This window comes from Niastella sp. sgz303648 (assembly GCF_059587045.1).
Genome location: NZ_JCAPSW010000002.1, coordinates 267,983 through 284,335 on the forward strand (window position 1 = coordinate 267,983; position 16,353 = coordinate 284,335).

A 16,353-nucleotide genomic window follows, 5' to 3' on the forward strand; every position below is an offset into this window, starting at 1 on the left:
TATCAATGGGTAAAAAAATTAAGAAGCGTTTTGACATAGATGTAACGGCAGAAAATGTCGTACACTCCAAAACCTTTGAACTCGATAAAACGGTTGAAAAGATTCATGGACTATTATTTACTTCTAATCGTGATGATCTGATGTATTATCGTGGCACCGGTAAGGTTGAAATCAATTCGGAAGAAATATTTGCAGAGGATTACGAATCAAAACTGTTGATGTCGGGATTGAATGTATCACCAAATGACAGGTATTATTCATTGGGCGGTATTGCGCCCGGTAATTTTAAAGTGAAGGTTGATTACAGGGATACGGTCGATGTACGACTTCCATTCGCCGCATACCGCGTCTCTCTTTATCTGGACTTAGAAATTAAAGGATAATGCAACAGACTTTAGTAGTACATAGAGAAAAGATCACCCGAAGCAGTGAAATAAGATACTTTCAAATTCCATTACCCGGAACAATTAAAAAAGTAATCGGGGTTGAAACCAGCATCTTTCTATTAACTGCACTTCCTGTGCCTCCACCTGATGCCGGAGGTGGCAGTTCAGGGGGAACAGGTGGTACAACTACTACTCCCTGTCCTAATCCCGGAACAGCAGACATAACCCCGGTTAGTGATACGGTTGCGGGTTCTGTGCGTACACAAATATTTCAGGTTGCCCCTGCCGTTAACCCAACCTTTGTTTACAAGTGTGGTGTCTATTCTGTTGTAATTACGGTAATCGCTGTAGATGGAGATACACCAGCTTCTATTGCATTAAAAATGATTGATGCGGTGAACAATACAACACTTGCCCAGTGGAACCAATATGGCAGTAACACGCAAAACTATAAACCAATAGCAGGTGGTGGTTCAAGTCCGGAGCAGTTTTCTCTTATAGTTGATAGTGGCCATTCCTTCTTTGCATCAGGTACTGGGTCATGTACTGCCGCGCCACCGCCTCCGCCACCAGTACCAGTATATGACCCATTGTTTACAGTGAAAAGAAATGAAAAAGCAGGCAATTTATCAATGCAAAGTCCCGATGCCACCGATATTTTTTATCAGGGTGAAGTATTCAGGCAGGACTTTAATATAGCTTTTGGAGATTTTACCAGTAAGAACTTTTGGGAAACAGAACAGTGGTTATTTGGCAAAAAAAGAATAGGAACGGATGTGTTGATCACTACAAGCTCACCCATTATCGAAGCATATTATAAAGATGTGTTAGGGGCACAGTATAACATGGACATCAGTTATTCGGTCAACATTTTTATATGGCTTGAAAAATAATAAACCATGACAAGCGATCTGGCTTTAGAATATATCAGCAAACGCATGATGGAAATGGGACACGGTAAAAATTACTTAATAAGGTTCCGTCATTTATTATTCAAAGCCTCTGAAAAAAGGGAGTTAACGGGATATAACCAAATGTATGTATTGGTCGAGCCAACTAAAGATATAAGAATTGAATCCGACGTTGGCCTATATGATCAAAATGAGGATGATGCAAATGAGTTACAGTATGAACACAGGGGGGCGATAAAGATCACTAACCTTTCTCTCTTTATTAATAACGTAAGATTTATTCAGGCAATACCTATCAATAAGAAAGAAGATGGCAGTAACAACGGAACGATATGAAAGCGATAAGGTTGAAAAGCTGAAAAACTTTTTGGAAGCAATGGCTGAAAAAGGTCAGCCGAAGTTTTTTGAAATTCATGTGGATTCCTTTAAGGTGGTGCCAAAGACTGATAATGTAAAAGAGTTTGATACATATGAGCAGTACATGGATGAAAACACAGAAAAGATAAAGGTGATCATTTATGATTCCGGCATGTCACCGCGTAACAATAAGTATTGCTTCACAGTTCAACACGGAAAGCAAGAAAAAGGATTGAACGGATTTAATGGCTTAGGTGATTTAGATGGTATCATTCAGGAAAAATTGGCTGTTCGTGATCGTGAATTTGAAATGTCCCGGCTTCGCGAAGAACTACAGAAAACAAAAGAGCAACTGGGGGAAGCGGAGGAATACGCCGATACTTTAGAAGAACAGATCAAGGTTTTGCAGGATAATAAATACAAGCTGGGTAATATCAATGTTGCGGAACTCGCCTCTGTTGCATTGGAGGGGATGATACGGCGCAATCCTCAATTGCTTTCTAAACTTCCAGGCGGCGAAGCACTGGCCGGCATCATCGAATCCGATAATTCTGAAAAACTTCAATCAACGGCACCTGCGCAACCTGAAACACAGGCATCATTTTCAAAAAAAGAAGCAGATGATTTAAAGCCGGACCAATTACGATACATACCACTGTTACAGCAATTAGATAATGCTTTTAATACTGCGGAATTAGAGGTTGTAATGCAGGTATTGCAGAGACTTGCTGAAGAACCGGCGAACTTAAAAACCGTTGCTGAATTATTAAACATTCAAAACCCGTAAACTCTATGAAGAAGTTTCACTATGATATTTCGATTGAAGGAAAGACCGAAACAGAAGCCGATGCAAAGATGACTGCTCTTACTACGCTGGCACAAAAGCTATCTCAGACAGAGCTTACAAAGCTGGCGCATATCGTAAAGAACGACCCAGTAAAAACTACACTCGCCAAAAAATATTTAGGTGTTTAATTACGAAACAATGAGTAAAAAAATTTTACTGTTTGCCTTAATAGCTGGTGTTGGTGTAGCTGATTATTTCCTGCTTAGAAAATCAAAAGATGACATTAAGCGTGACATCGTTAACATACTGCCACAGGCTGAAAAAAATAGTTTAACACCTATACTAAACAAAATGAATCGCCAGGAATTATCGGATACCTACCAACTGATTTATGCTTCTGTTATTGGCAAAAAGCAACTAACTGACCAGGCACTAAAGCAAAGGCTTAGTATCATCTCTAATAAGTACAACATTTTTACCTAACCAATAAATCTGTTATGCCGAGTGCTAAAGCTGATCATAATGAATTTACGCTGAAGGAAAAACTTCAGTATACGGCAATTGGATTGGTGCTTATTGGCGGCAGTTATTTTATTGGCCGCAGTGTACTTAGAAGTGCTGCCGTAAAACGTGAAGCGACCAAAAGCGCAAAAGAAGGTAGTCCGGCAGACTTTGCGCAGCGGATAAAAATGGCTTTTGAAAATGATGGCTGGCCAGGTACAGATGAAGAAGCTCTGCGAGCGGTGTTTCGGGGAATACCGAGTAAAGAAGTGCTTTATGCTGTTATCAAATCGTACAATGCTGGTGGTAAAAACATGATGCTGGATATGAAAAGTGAACTGACTACTACTGAATACAATGAAATGCTGGCAATTATTGCCGGTAAGCCTGATAAAGTAGGTACTGGTTCAGTGCTGCAGATCTCTACGGCGCAATACACGGCATGGGCAAAACGACTGAAGGCTGCATTTGATTCTACATGGTGGGGCGGTCTGCCAGGTACGGATGAAGATGCTATAAAGGCTGTATTTCTTGAGATACCAACACAGACAGATTACGATAAAGTTGCCACCACCTATCAAAGTCTTTATGGTAAGTCACTGAAGGATGGATTACTCGAGGAGCTGGAACTATGGGAATATTCCCCGATGATGGCAATTATTAAAAACAAACCCAAAGCATAGCTCTGTATGAGAACGAAGAAAAAGACACCAACCAGATCAAAGGGCACAAAAACTGCCTCAAAGCCGAAAGGCTCAAAGGCAAAGAAGAAAAAACTGATTGCTACTGCTTTGGCCGCCAGCACTGCCGGTATTGTCGGTTACTTTGGTTGGCAATATTGGAAAAGGAGAAAGCAGGGTACTATTAATACCGACATAGATGCTGTATTGAAACAAAACAATAGTGTTATACCAACATCGGTAGCTTTACAACCCGTTGCCAGTAACCCTACAGTAGCAAAAACGATTGCATCATATAGTAATACCAATGCAAGGAATGATGAGTTTCCACTTAAAAAAGGAAGCCAAGGTGAAAACGTTCGCTTGTTACAGGAAACGCTTATTGCAAAGGGTCACGCTATTAAAGCAGACGGTGATTTTGGTAACAAGACAGAGGCAGCTTTAAAAAAAGCTGGTCTTCCAATATCCATTGACAAAAACACTTTCAATTTCCTTACAAAAATTAATGCTTCAGTAGTAGGAACGGAGCTTGTTAATGCAGTAAAGGCGAAAAATCTTGATTCAGTACTTACAGCATTAAAAAAACTTAAAAGCACTGAAGATTATTCATCTGCCAACGCAACATTCAAATCTTATCCGATAAAAACAACTGGTGTAAGCAGAGCTGTGAGCCAAACTATAGTCAATGGACTGTTTAATACTTTTTCTTCTCCCTTTGATAAGCAGAAGATTGGTTTGGAATTTACAAGAATGGGCTTACAGTACGATGGTAGTAAATGGTCGCTTTCAGGTTTGGATGGCGTGTCACTGATTACCATTGAACCAACAAGCATTTGGGTGAATGCAAAAGAAAGCATGAAAGTTCCTGCCCGTATGGTTTTAGGCAATGAGATCAACCGTCGATTGGATTACACACTTTTTGAAAACAACGGTAAATATTTTTTAGTCAATACTAAATCCGTAAACTATTTATGAGAACTGTAAAAAACAATGTACGTTATATCGTAATACACAGCACACAAACGCTGCCGCATGAATTGCATCACTCATTAGTGTACCATTACATCATTCACCGCAATGGCAAGGTAGTAGAAGGAAAAAAACTTTTAACTACTGATGGCTGTATTCTAATTGCTTACCTGGGTGGTGTTGACAAAGCTGGGAATATCATCGACACCAAAACTGAAAAACAAAGCGAAACACTTTATAATACGCTTATCCGCTTGAGTGAAAAACATCCACAGGCAAAAATTGTTTCCGCCGAAGATGTTTTCGGAAAACAAAACAATCCCGGTTTCGATGTAAAAGACTGGCTTAAAAACTACGTTCCTGCCTCCATTAAATCCGCAGCCTAATAAACTAATCAATCTTTATGCTTACATCAATACAAGCTACGCTCAATGAGCGTGGATACAAAACCTTTGTCCGTCCCTTTGAACTCAATATAGTTGGTGTGCGCTCCAGCTCCACATTGCCGAATAGCTTCGACGATAGTATCAACGTGTATTTTAAAAATGCGCAGGGTGTTTGGGTGTTTCAAACTTTCAAAGCCACCACTGATCCCGGCACATACTGGCTGAAGAACCCACTTAATCCGCAAGGCACGGCAATTTTAAAAGAAGGCCAATATATCGGTAGTCATGCTATTGGCTTGCACCGTGGTAAATACAATGCCCTGGTACAAAAGCGGCCAGTGACTGTAATGCGTGACTACGACCGCAATGCAGTATTGGATTTTCTGAACGGTAAAGAAGATAATGGTTTGTTTGGCATCAATATTCATCATGCTGCAGGAAGCGGAACCACAAAGACCGTAGATCAATATTCAGCAGGTTGTCAGGTGTTCGCCAATATCGATGACTTCAATGCCTTTATGAAATTATGCGAATTGCACAAACAATTATATGGTAATGGATTTACCTACACGCTTATTGACCAGCGTGCAGTTGACAGAAATTCAAAAAAAAAGTAGTGATAGCAGCTATTGGCATATCCCTTAGTGCTGCCATTGCAAAACTTACTTATTCCATCATTCAAGAATAAACATTATGAAACAATTTTTAAAAGAAATCCTCCACGACAAAAATCATCGGTTTTCAATCCGTGAACTTACGATCAGCATTCTGTTATTGGTACTCATTATTAGCTGGATTGCACAGCAATTTTTTGCAAAAAATGTACCGGAATTTATGTTCTACTCTTTTACCTCGCTGATTGCTGCCGGTTGTTTTGGGTATTCATTGGAAAGAAAAACAGATGGTTAACAGAATCACGACTATTTAAGATCAATCATCCATTTATATAATCAATCCTACACTATGATTTCACTTAGGCTAAAAACATCACTATACATTTTAGTAAGCGGTTTTCTTTTGGGCTTTTGCATGGCTGTTTTTTTTGTTCCACTAAAAGCAAGTCCTGAAACTTCAAAACATCTATCGGTTACTACAAAAGACCTAAACAAGCAGGAATCTGCTATTGAAAAAGATTATCAGAACCGCATTGCATCTCTGGAAGATCAAAAAAGCAAACTCCAATCTGATTTAACCATTACACAGTCATTGCTTGACCAGGCAAAAAAATCAGTAATACAAAAGGAAAAGAAGGTAAAGGCAATCATCACCAATAATAATCAACAGCAAAATAGCTGGTCATATGAAAATTATAATATTCCGCTGTTTGATAATTCGGAATGCGACTCATTAAAAACTGAAATTACCGGCTACATAAATGAAAACCACCGTAAAGATTCCCTCTATGAAATACAACTGGCTACAATGGATAGTGTTGTCGACGTCAAAGATTCAATCATCATCACTAATGAAGGACTATATTATTCCCTTCATCAGATTTATAATCAGGCCATAGCCCAGCAACAAATACAGCAAGCAGAAAACCTTTTGCTTAAAAAGAAGGAGAAGCGACGAAAAACAAGGAGCAGAATATTCGGTGCCGGATTGTTGGTAATATCCGGTTCGCTTATCCACTTCATTCATCGGTAACAATCAAATTTTATTAATAGATATGAATGACAAAGCAATTGTTTCCACTTCCACCTTGTTTATGTCACTAATTGCGTATTGGTATGCTAAAGAAGCGCAAAAGGACGCTGTGCCGCTTGTTATGATTGGCGGATTCATTGGTTCAATAGTGGGCGAAACAATTGTGGAGAAACGAAACAATTCACAAAACAAATAACACCCTTAACACATGGGCTACAAAATCTATGATGATGGTGCTGTTATTAAAATTAACAATGGTGTGGTTCGATTGGATATTGGGGAATGCCCGCTGAAAAATGTTTTTTTAAAATGGTCTGAGGTGGAAGAACCTGTAACTATTTCCTCGCAGGCGCTGAGGGATGCCATAAAAAACATGATGCCCAATTTTACAGAAGAAACCGGCATACTTCCAAATCAGCAAGGTCCCATGATTTAATCAATTTGTTCAATGAATCAAATCCAACACTTTAAGGCAATACTGTTTCAATTTTTTGATAATTCAGGTTGTTGGTTTGCCTCTTATCGAAACAAAAAGTGTAAGCAGCAAGCGGGGAAAACCCCGTATTGCTGCTTAATTATTTTATGAACCACCAGAAAATACCAGAAATATTGACCGGCTATTCGTCGCGTGGTAATTCATCAGGCAAATTCGTATCTGCTGTTGACACCAGCTTAACGAAAAAAGAAAGTCATAATAAAAAATCTATTGAAAAACTGGCAGCAACTTATAGTATTACTGACAAAACTCAGGTAAAGGAATTAACAGAGCTTGCGATTGTCAAAAGAGCAAGGAAACTTGCCCACGAACCCGGAACTGTAAAGGAGCGATTTGATAAAATAGTTAATCTGTATAATTCACAAGTCAATTTATCTCACCGAACTTCACAATCTATATTGCTTCAGCAATATTCCACACCTGCACCAATTGCATATCTCGCGGGTGTGTATTGTGGAATTGATAAGTTCAACCCCAATAATAAGGGATTAGAACCATGCGCCGGTAATGGGATGCTCACCATTGCTGGTAATCCTGAGACATTTGAGGTCAATGAGATAGATGACTTCAGAAATGAAAACCTACATAAACAAGGCTTTTTCCATGTATGGAAATTGGATGCATTGAAGGCCACATATAAAAGGGTGTTTGAAGCTGTGTTGACTAATCCGCCTTTTGGTGTCATGGAAACGCCAACCATGTTTGAAACATTTTCAATAAGACCGTTGGAGCATGTAATGGCACTAAGGGCATTAGAATCTATGCGTGATAGCGGGAAAGCCGCAATTATTATCGGTGGTCATACAACCTGGGATGATAAAGGTAGAATACAAGCTGGAAAGAATAGAATTTTCTTTAATTACCTCTATAGTCGTTATAAGGTTGTTGATGTGATCATGATTGATGGCCATAAACTTTATTCACGTCAGGGCACTTCTTTTAATGTTCGATTAATTCTGATTGACGGCAGAAAGCACACACCGACAGGTAACGCCCCACTTTATAATCCAGGAACAGATATTGTAATCAAAACGTTCGATGATTTATACGAACGCGTAATTAATGGAAAGAAAATATCAGGTAACGAAAAAGCAGACACTATGAGACTTTTAGAATTAGAAGCAGAAGCCTTGCAACTTGATTTGCAGTTACTAAAGACCAATTTTGAAAACGGTTTAGGCGCAATCATTCCCGGTAACGTTAATCACAACAACTATAAACTGTATTTAAAATTCAGAAACAGGTATGAGGGATATTTCAAAATACTTGTTGTAATAAAAAATACGATATCCGGTAATTATGAAAGCTTTGGTTCGGATGCGGAAAGGTTTGTGTACATGTTTTCCTTTCCATTCGCATTTTTTGAATTAATTAAAGGAAAAAAGGTTTATGGTATAGAGTTGAATGAAAGAAAGTTATCTGAATTTAAAAAACAGCTTTATCATGCCGGTTATGTTGTCGCCATTATTGAGGATACTGAACTTGATGAGTTAAATGGCTTTGACTACGATTTGTCAGGTACGAACTACATAGATAAGACTGGCTGGGCTGATGATAAAAAAATGTTTAAAGAATGGTCACGATTAAAAAAAGGATATCCGGATGCAATTATTTTTTTAGAAGAAGAAACCAACTTTCAAACGTATAATGAAGATGCTATTGTCTATTATAATGTCCAAAAAAAATATGACTTCCGAAATAGCCCTCCAAAAGTTTATGCAGAGTGCGCTATATATAATCATGGGGTTTGGTTTTGCAATGAGGGATTTGTTAAGGAAGACAAGCCAATGATTGAACGCCTGCTTATAGAAGCTGGTTACAAGCCACTATTTATTGAAAACGAGCGTGCGCATTATAGGTGGCCGACACGACCAGAGTTGGAGCAATATGAATTAATGATGGGACAAGCACATAATACAAGGGACAAATCAGCCTATAAAAAATTTATTCAAAATAAAGATTATACCACTAAAAATATACTTCTTATTAAACAAGGTGCTCGTCATTATACAACCTGGGAGGATGATGCAGTCGTTATAGAAGAGCTTTTAAGCCCAAATTTCTGGGATAAAAAATCAATTAAAAACCCTTTTAATCAAATTATTTATGGGTGCAGCTTACGTGTAAGCAAACTAAAGCTAATTACTGATGAATTAAAACAACAAGGCTATACAATCATTATTCTTGATGAACCTTTAGGTGCTATTGATGCCGAAGAACTTGGCGCACCATACGAACCTGCATCTGAATCCTGCATTCAATTGAATACACAAGTGCCGGATTCAATGGCCTTTGAAACACATTCTGCAGTTAGGATGATTAAAACAGAAGTAGGTGGCGATATTGATAATTTTGTTCGTGATCGTTTAAAATATCCTTCTAAGGCTGACCTTTGTAAGGTTCTTTCAGCCGAACAGATTGATGCTGTTGCGATGGCTATTTATAATATTGAAGCCAGAAATCAGGCTACGATAAATGGCGATCAAACCGGTATCGGCAAGGGACGCGTTGCTGCCGCTGTTATTCGTTATGCAGTCAATCAGGGATTAACGCCAGTATTTCTTACAGAAAAAGCAAATTTATTCAGTGATATATACCGTGATTTGAATGCAATTGGCTCTGGCAACTTAAAACCGTTTATTGTAAATGCCAAAGACGCTAAATCAGATATTAAAGACGAAGATGGTAATGTGGTATACCAGGCGCCACCTTCTACTGAACAGCAAAGTATCTTTGAATCCGGCCAGGTTCCATCCAAATATGACTTTGTAGTAGCTACCTATACACAGTTCAATTCGGCTGATAAAAAGCCGCTCAAGCCCAATTTCCTTTGGCATATCGCACAGGATAATATTTTGATTATGGATGAGGCGCATAATAGTTCAGGCTCCAGTAATACTGGGGAGTATATGCAAGGGATTGTCAGATATACGAGAGGGGTAATTTTTCTGTCCGCAACATTTGCCAAAAGACCCGATAACATGCCCATCTATGCAATGAAAACAGCCATTGCAGATTGTAATATGTCAAAGGATGACTTGGTGGATGCAATTACAAGGGGTGGTGTAGCGCTTCAGGAAGTCCTTTCTTCCCAGCTTGTTGCCGAAGGTCAAATGATACGCAGAGAAAGAAGCTATGAAGGTATAGAAGTAAATTATATCACACTTGATGAAAAAGCACAAGAACACAAGGCCGTAGCTGATAACATCACTGAAGTATTGCGCGATATTATTGCTTTTCAAACAACCTATATTGACAAGGAGGTAAAAGATCTTGATAAGATAGCAGCCGCTGAAAGTAAGGAAGTAGAAGTACGTGAGGGAACGAATAAGGCAGGGGTTGATAATACTCCTTATTTCAGTAAGGTGTTTAATGTTATCAACCAGATGTTATTCAGTCTGAAGGCAGAAGCAGTTGCCGAAAAGGCAATAGAACGATTGAAAGAGGGGAAAAAGCCGGTTATTGCTTTTGCTTCTACAATGGGTTCCTTCATTGAAACAATGGAAACAGAAACCGGAAGGGCGGTTGGTGATGGTGACACCATTGACGCCGATTTTTCTGAGGTTCTAAGGCGGGGTTTACAAGGGGTTATGCGTTTTACCGAAAAAGGTATCGACGGCAAATCAACATACCAGCGCTTTAATGTGACAGATCTTTCACCGGAAGCACAAATGGAATATCAACGTATTTCCGAAAAAATAGAATCAGTTACTACCGGTATTACAATTTCCCCAATTGACGTTGTAATCAGAAAAATAAAACAAGCAGGTTATTCTGTATCCGAGGTTACCGGTAGAAAGTTTGAATTGCAATTTGATAAGAAAGGGACAAAGGCGCTTGTTCTGTGCCGTAAACGAATGCCAACAAACGATGCGTTTCGTAAGTTTAATAACAACGAAGTCGACGTACTTATGATTAACCAATCCGGTTCTACCGGTGCATCCGCACATGCTATACCCACTGCAAAAATTACTAAAGACCAGGTAAGGCAGCGTGTAATGATAGTATTGCAGGCAGAGCTTGACATTAGTACGGAAGTTCAAAAAAGAGGAAGGATTAATCGTACTGGCCAAATTCTAAAACCTATTTACGACTATGTGACCAGTTCAATTCCTGCTGAAAAGAGGCTGATGATGATGTTACAAAAAAAATTAAAATCCCTCGATGCTAATACTACATCAAATCAAAAGCAATCATCTAAAATTTTGGATGTTCCTGACTTTTTGAACAAGTATGGTGACAAAATAGTGCAAGAATATTTAGCGGATAATCCTGAAGTAAATATATTATTAGATGACCCATTGAATATGGAAGATGCTGGTAGTGATAGTGGAAGTAGAACGCCAGTTGAAGATGCAGCAATGAAAGTATCAGGTCGTGTTGCTGTATTATCTACGCAGATGCAGGAAGATTTCTATACGGATATTTCAGAACGGTATAATGACTACGTAGAATATTTAAGGCAGGTTGGTGACTATGATCTGGAAGTGGAATCTATGAACCTGGAAGCTGAAACTATTTCAGCGAAGGTATTTAAGATGGGTAAAGGTACAGATAGTGCCTTTGGTGATGACAGTACAATTGAAACGATAAAGGCCAACGTGCTAAAAAAACCTTTTACTAAAGTAGAATTAGAAAACATTCTCAATGAATCCTTAAAGGATGGTAATCCAAAAACTTTGCAGCAACAGTTTTTGCAGGAGTACACTTCAGAAGTACAAAAAAAGTTTGAAGAACTTACTCGCGAAGTTGATGATAAATATGATCAACTTATAAAAGATATACCTACAGAAAAACCTATTAAAAAGCTGGAAGGTGATTCAGAAGCATGGAATATTGCCATTAAACAACGTGCCAAAGAATTAACCGACGCACGCGAAGGACAACACGTAAAAAATGAACGGACTTTGGAAAACCGGGGTTCGGCTTTGAAAAAGGCTTTGAACTACTTTTATATCGGGCGGTATGTCAGCTATCCAATAAAAACATTTGGAAGTGATAATGAAATTGTTCCGGCAGTATTCTTAGGTTATTTAATTGACCGGAAAAAGAAAAACCCTTACGTACCGAGTGCAATCAAACTTCGCTTTGGTATTGCTAACAGTTCTAAGTACTTGGCAATTCCTGCATCGTATTCCCAGGATATTATGTCAATCATTGGTGCCAGCGTTGACTTAAAGGAAGTTGATATATCAACGCTCTTGGAGGGCTGGCACAACTATATCGAAAAGCGCAATACCGACAGAGCAACAAGACATATTATTACAGGTAACCTGCTGCAGGCGTTTTCAGATCAAAAAGGCAAGCTGGTAAGTTATACTACAATTGATGGGCAGGTAAAAAAGGGCATTTTACTTCCTGAACATTGGGACCCCGTGGAGCAAATACAGGATAAAGTGGTTGTGCCGATTTTAAAAGCACTCCCTATTATCCGTTCACTGGTTAATAGCCACCATATTGTTACCAATAATGGCCTTTCAATATTTAAAACAGGCAGTCAATACAAACTTATTATTGCTGCATCACGAAGTAAAGGCGGTGATATTTTTCTTGATAAAGATATTTTGCCTCTGATTGATAATAACAAATTCGAAAAGACCTCTGACAAGATGGTTGCTATGTTGCCTGAAAGTAACATTAATAAGTTGGTAGAAGTTCTTCAAGATAACCACAGTTGTTCAATCACTATTCAGTCTCATCAATTAAAAGATATTAATAGAGAAGCTATCCGGCATAGTAGCAGAAAAAGAATAGAACCACCGGCACCGGAGGAAGATATGCCGATAAACAATTCTATTGTCAAAGTCCGCATTTTGGAGCTTGAGGCTGAAGCTATTGCAATCGAACTTCAATTACTGGCCGCTTAATAAAAAAAACACCTATGATTACTATAGAAAATTATTTTAAAGAATTTGAAAGTTTTCGTGATTTTTTAAACTCAGCAGGTTCCTTACTTGCAGCACATGATTTTTTAGTTCGGGCAACTGATGGAGGAAAAAATTTTGATGCGTATTACTCCAGCGATGGAGTTCGCAAAACAATTGATCTTTTTCTATCAAAAATTAATGAGTATATAAGTAATACCTCGAAAAGTAAGCAGGGTGGGCATGAGAAATCCAAAGCTAAGTCCACGCCCCCCGCAAGTGTCAATCCGATGAAACAGAAAAAGAAACGCAAAGAGAAAATGGAACCAAAGTCAATTCAGCAATCGGTGGCAACTGACGTTGCTATGGTTGAACGCATACCGGAAGAATTGAAATTCATAAAACGTTTTGTTAGCCTCAATGGTAAAACTAAAACCAAAGAACAAGTTCTAAGTTTTATTAATTCTCTTCAGAAAGCCATCGTCGAAAAACGTATTCGCAAAACTTCCACCTGGGCAGATCAAATCAGGCTCATTCAAAATAAGTTGATAGAATGGTATAATGGCATGAAACAAAAACTTGCTATCAGTATTGAAAATGCAGATTATTACGATGAACTGAAAACTTTAACTCAAAGTGAAGCAGTAATGCCTTCGGTAAGTTTTATTAAGCGATATATCAGCTTAAATGGTAAAACCGGCATTAAAGAAAAGGCAAAGGGATTACTGAAGCATATTAATAATGCTTTTGATAAAAGGAAGCTTACGGATTCAGATCTGTATATCTCTGCAATTAATGATATCAGAAGAAACTTAGAAAATTTTCTGGCCAGAGGTTCTGAAAAAACTTTGCAAATAGAAAGAGCTGAACTCAATGGTTTGGAGGGGATACTTGGTTGTGCATGTCAAAATCTGAATGGAAATGATGGTACGCCTCCAATCATGAATAGCGTTGATTTTGCGGATATGCAGTTTGACACATTAGGCTTTTCCGGTAAATGGTTAAATCTAATCGGCGATCCGTCAAGTAATTTTACCGCGATGGTATTCGGTAAACCCAAAATGGGGAAATCGTATTTGTGTGTTGAATTTGCAGGTTACCTGGCTCGTAATCATGGTAAAGTATTGTATGTGGCAAAAGAAGAAAGTTTAGGTTTGACATTACAGAAAAAGTTAGCAGATAAAGATGTTGCACATCCAAATCTTTTTGTTGCCTCTGTATTACCGTTTGATCTGTCTAAGTACGATTTTATTTTCCTTGATAGCGTAAATCGTATGGGGTTGACACCTGAAGATCTCAACAAACTGAAAACAGATAATCCTACCAAATCTTTCATATTCATTTTTCAAACTACAAAGGATGGTCGGTTCAGAGGAGCAAATACATTTCAACATGATGTTGATGTTGTAATTGAGGTTCCTGAAAAAGGAAAAGCCGTACAGATGGGGCGATTTAACCAGGGCGGTGAGATCAACATTTTCGGAAATGAGAGAATGGCAGCTTAAAAGGTACAAATGATTTAAGTGGAGGCAGGTTATACCTGCCTTATTTATTGATAAGATTTACATAAAAAAGTACGATTTGCATTATTATTTGCATGAAATGAATAAAAAAAATGCAAATCGTAGTAATTCACCATTTTATATTGAGCAGATTATATATTTGATATTGTGGCTTACTCATCCTCCTGATCCCGGCCGTTAAGGGGTGGCCGGGATTTTTTTATAAGGTATAGTTTGTTATCGATCGTGTTTTATTGTTGATTGATTCACAATTGTCGCTTTAATACGGAATTTTAAAATTACAATCTACCTCTTGGATATGACCTACGGTATCAAAGTATTTTAATTTTATTTTTTTTGAGGTTGCGCAGTGTTTTTCGACAAATAGTTGTATGTGAGCAGCTTCAGTTGCTATTTCCTTATCAGATGGTAAATGCTGAAGAATTGAATCGCTAATCAGCATAATAAATTTGCTTTTTGCTCTTGTCAAACTAACATTGAAACGCCTTGGATCAAGAATAAACTCTTCTTCGCTGCTAACAAAATCTTTATCTGCCACTGTATAACTTGCTATGATTAAATCTCTTTCTTGTCCTTGAAATCTATCAACAGTATCAACAACAATGGATGCATTGGCTAAAATACCAGAATATTTCGTTAACAAGTTTTGTATGTTTGAACGCTGGGCTCGATGTGGAGTTACAATTCCTAAATGTTCCTCATAAAATTTTGTGTCGTGAATTGAATTATCTAAAGATGATTTATAAAGACATGTTAGAGCCGCTACAAGTTGAGCTTCAAAAGGATTAAAAACAGTAAAAGTTTGAGGGGGATAAGTTAATACGACAATGGGAAATTCAGGGTTTAAGATTTCCAAATAAGAATCATCCCAAATAAGGTTCGAAGGCCAATTTGAAGGTTTTTGGTTTGGCAAATTAATGGCTAATTTCTTTTCTGGGTGGAATGGCCTTAGTTGGTTTTCGTAGAACCTCTGGTTTGGCCATGATGTAATATCCTCATTGCTTCGGTAGTTTTCAACTATTTGCTTGGGCTCAATTTGATGGGTTTCTTTCATGTATGTGTAAATGCAATCAAACAATCCGTCGGAGTGGTCTTCCATTTGGAAACCGAAAATCGGACCTAATTGTTTATCGTCTCCGGCAAAAACAACATTAGCATCTTCTTTCAGCAGCAAAAAATATGCTGCAGCATGCGCTACTTTAACTTGTGAAGCCTCATCTATTAGAAGTAAATTAAACCATTGTTTTGGAGTAGCAGAAGCCCTCCAATCATCACCCTTTGTTAGATTATAAAATTGTTTCCAAGTACTTCCAACAATTGAACAATGAGTTGGCGATTGCATTTCTTGAATAAGTTCGTTTGTTGCCTTTTCTCTTATAACCAGATCAGCAATTCCGTCGTATTTGAAGTCTTCTCCAAGACCAGAACGAACACGATTCACGGTGACATCAATCTCAAATTCTCCGATTTGTTCTACCCGGCGCTTTAATAGTTTCGAAACTTCAATAAGCAAATTATTGATTGCGGTCCAGTTACTTGATCCAATGCCTATACAAATAGGTAAGTTCTCTTTTTGTGCTCTTTCTATCCAACCTAATACAATTCCAGCCAATACAGTTGTTTTTCCTGTCCCTGGTGGTCCCCATAATAAGGTAACTCTTTCATTGAAAGAATCCTTAAAAACAACTTTTTGACTTTCGTTGAACTTGTTGGCTAAGTATGAATTGACGTTTTCTAACAATTCGTCATCTTTGGGGTAGGCTTGACTCTTTAAAGATTTAGGATCGTATAGTAAGCTGTGCGCTGGTTCTGTTTTTGTTGTTCGTGTTGCCATTTTTAAAAATTT

17 protein-coding genes are annotated in these 16,353 nt (G+C 38.1%); 16 read left to right on the forward strand and 1 reads right to left on the reverse strand.

Annotated features, from left to right (window positions below; all coding sequences use genetic code 11):
• Window positions 1–5: 5 nt before the first annotated feature.
• The 16 genes from AC59IL_RS05810 to AC59IL_RS05885 all read left to right on the forward strand — a co-directional run bounded on the left by AC59IL_RS05810 (window position 6) and on the right by AC59IL_RS05885 (window position 14,489).
• Window positions 6–383, forward strand: coding sequence for a hypothetical protein (locus AC59IL_RS05810; protein WP_496551152.1), 378 nt, complete (start codon window positions 6–8; stop codon window positions 381–383).
• Entirely contained in the window at window positions 383–1,279 is an 897-nt protein-coding gene (locus tag AC59IL_RS05815) for a hypothetical protein (RefSeq protein ID WP_496551153.1), read from the forward strand. Before AC59IL_RS05810 ends, AC59IL_RS05815 begins: the two co-directional genes overlap by 1 nt.
• Before the next feature lie 6 nt (window positions 1,280–1,285).
• Window positions 1,286–1,633 carry a hypothetical protein gene (locus tag AC59IL_RS05820; protein WP_496551154.1) on the forward strand — a complete coding sequence of 116 codons (348 nt, stop codon included), beginning with the start codon at window positions 1,286–1,288 and terminating at the stop codon, window positions 1,631–1,633.
• Window positions 1,608–2,441: a hypothetical protein gene (locus AC59IL_RS05825; RefSeq protein ID WP_496551155.1), complete on the forward strand. Its 834-nt coding sequence runs from the start codon at window positions 1,608–1,610 to the stop codon at window positions 2,439–2,441. Before AC59IL_RS05820 ends, AC59IL_RS05825 begins: the two co-directional genes overlap by 26 nt.
• Before the next feature lie 5 nt (window positions 2,442–2,446).
• Window positions 2,447–2,629 (forward strand): hypothetical protein, encoded by a 183-nt coding sequence (locus AC59IL_RS05830; protein ID WP_496551156.1) that lies wholly within the window; start codon window positions 2,447–2,449, stop codon window positions 2,627–2,629.
• Window positions 2,630–2,639: 10 nt separating this feature from the next.
• Complete coding sequence (locus AC59IL_RS05835) at window positions 2,640–2,924, forward strand: hypothetical protein (protein ID WP_496551157.1); 285 nt, start codon at window positions 2,640–2,642, stop codon at window positions 2,922–2,924.
• Window positions 2,925–2,938: 14 nt separating this feature from the next.
• Complete coding sequence (locus AC59IL_RS05840; protein WP_496551158.1) at window positions 2,939–3,625, forward strand: hypothetical protein; 687 nt, start codon at window positions 2,939–2,941, stop codon at window positions 3,623–3,625.
• A 6-nt stretch (window positions 3,626–3,631) separates the two neighbouring features.
• The gene (locus tag AC59IL_RS05845) at window positions 3,632–4,597 is read left to right on the forward strand and encodes a peptidoglycan-binding domain-containing protein (protein ID WP_496551159.1); all 966 of its coding nucleotides are present in this window, start codon (window positions 3,632–3,634) and stop codon (window positions 4,595–4,597) included.
• On the forward strand, window positions 4,594–4,977 hold the full coding sequence (locus tag AC59IL_RS05850) for a peptidoglycan recognition protein family protein (protein ID WP_496551160.1): 384 nt from the start codon (window positions 4,594–4,596) through the stop codon (window positions 4,975–4,977). The genes AC59IL_RS05845 and AC59IL_RS05850 overlap by 4 nt, the downstream gene beginning before the upstream one ends.
• A gap of 17 nt (window positions 4,978–4,994) precedes the next feature.
• The gene (locus tag AC59IL_RS05855; protein ID WP_496551161.1) at window positions 4,995–5,594 is read left to right on the forward strand and encodes a hypothetical protein; all 600 of its coding nucleotides are present in this window, start codon (window positions 4,995–4,997) and stop codon (window positions 5,592–5,594) included.
• Between the two features lie 76 nt (window positions 5,595–5,670).
• Window positions 5,671–5,886 carry a hypothetical protein gene (locus AC59IL_RS05860; RefSeq protein ID WP_496551162.1) on the forward strand — a complete coding sequence of 72 codons (216 nt, stop codon included), beginning with the start codon at window positions 5,671–5,673 and terminating at the stop codon, window positions 5,884–5,886.
• A 120-nt stretch (window positions 5,887–6,006) separates the two neighbouring features.
• Window positions 6,007–6,624 (forward strand): hypothetical protein, encoded by a 618-nt coding sequence (locus AC59IL_RS05865; protein WP_496551163.1) that lies wholly within the window; start codon window positions 6,007–6,009, stop codon window positions 6,622–6,624.
• Between the two features lie 22 nt (window positions 6,625–6,646).
• On the forward strand, window positions 6,647–6,820 hold the full coding sequence (locus tag AC59IL_RS05870) for a hypothetical protein (RefSeq protein ID WP_496551164.1): 174 nt from the start codon (window positions 6,647–6,649) through the stop codon (window positions 6,818–6,820).
• A gap of 12 nt (window positions 6,821–6,832) precedes the next feature.
• Window positions 6,833–7,060: a hypothetical protein gene (locus AC59IL_RS05875; protein ID WP_496551165.1), complete on the forward strand. Its 228-nt coding sequence runs from the start codon at window positions 6,833–6,835 to the stop codon at window positions 7,058–7,060.
• Window positions 7,061–7,206: 146 nt separating this feature from the next.
• A complete protein-coding gene (locus AC59IL_RS05880; RefSeq protein WP_496551166.1) occupies window positions 7,207–12,987 on the forward strand; it encodes a strawberry notch C-terminal domain-containing protein in 5,781 nt (1,926 codons plus the stop codon).
• Between the two features lie 14 nt (window positions 12,988–13,001).
• Window positions 13,002–14,489 carry a P-loop NTPase family protein gene (locus AC59IL_RS05885; protein ID WP_496551167.1) on the forward strand — a complete coding sequence of 496 codons (1,488 nt, stop codon included), beginning with the start codon at window positions 13,002–13,004 and terminating at the stop codon, window positions 14,487–14,489.
• 277 nt (window positions 14,490–14,766) lie between these two features.
• On the opposite strand, the gene AC59IL_RS05890 is transcribed toward AC59IL_RS05885, so the two are convergent.
• Complete coding sequence (locus AC59IL_RS05890; protein ID WP_496551168.1) at window positions 14,767–16,341, reverse strand: DEAD/DEAH box helicase; 1,575 nt, start codon at window positions 16,339–16,341, stop codon at window positions 14,767–14,769.
• Window positions 16,342–16,353: the final 12 nt, after the last annotated feature.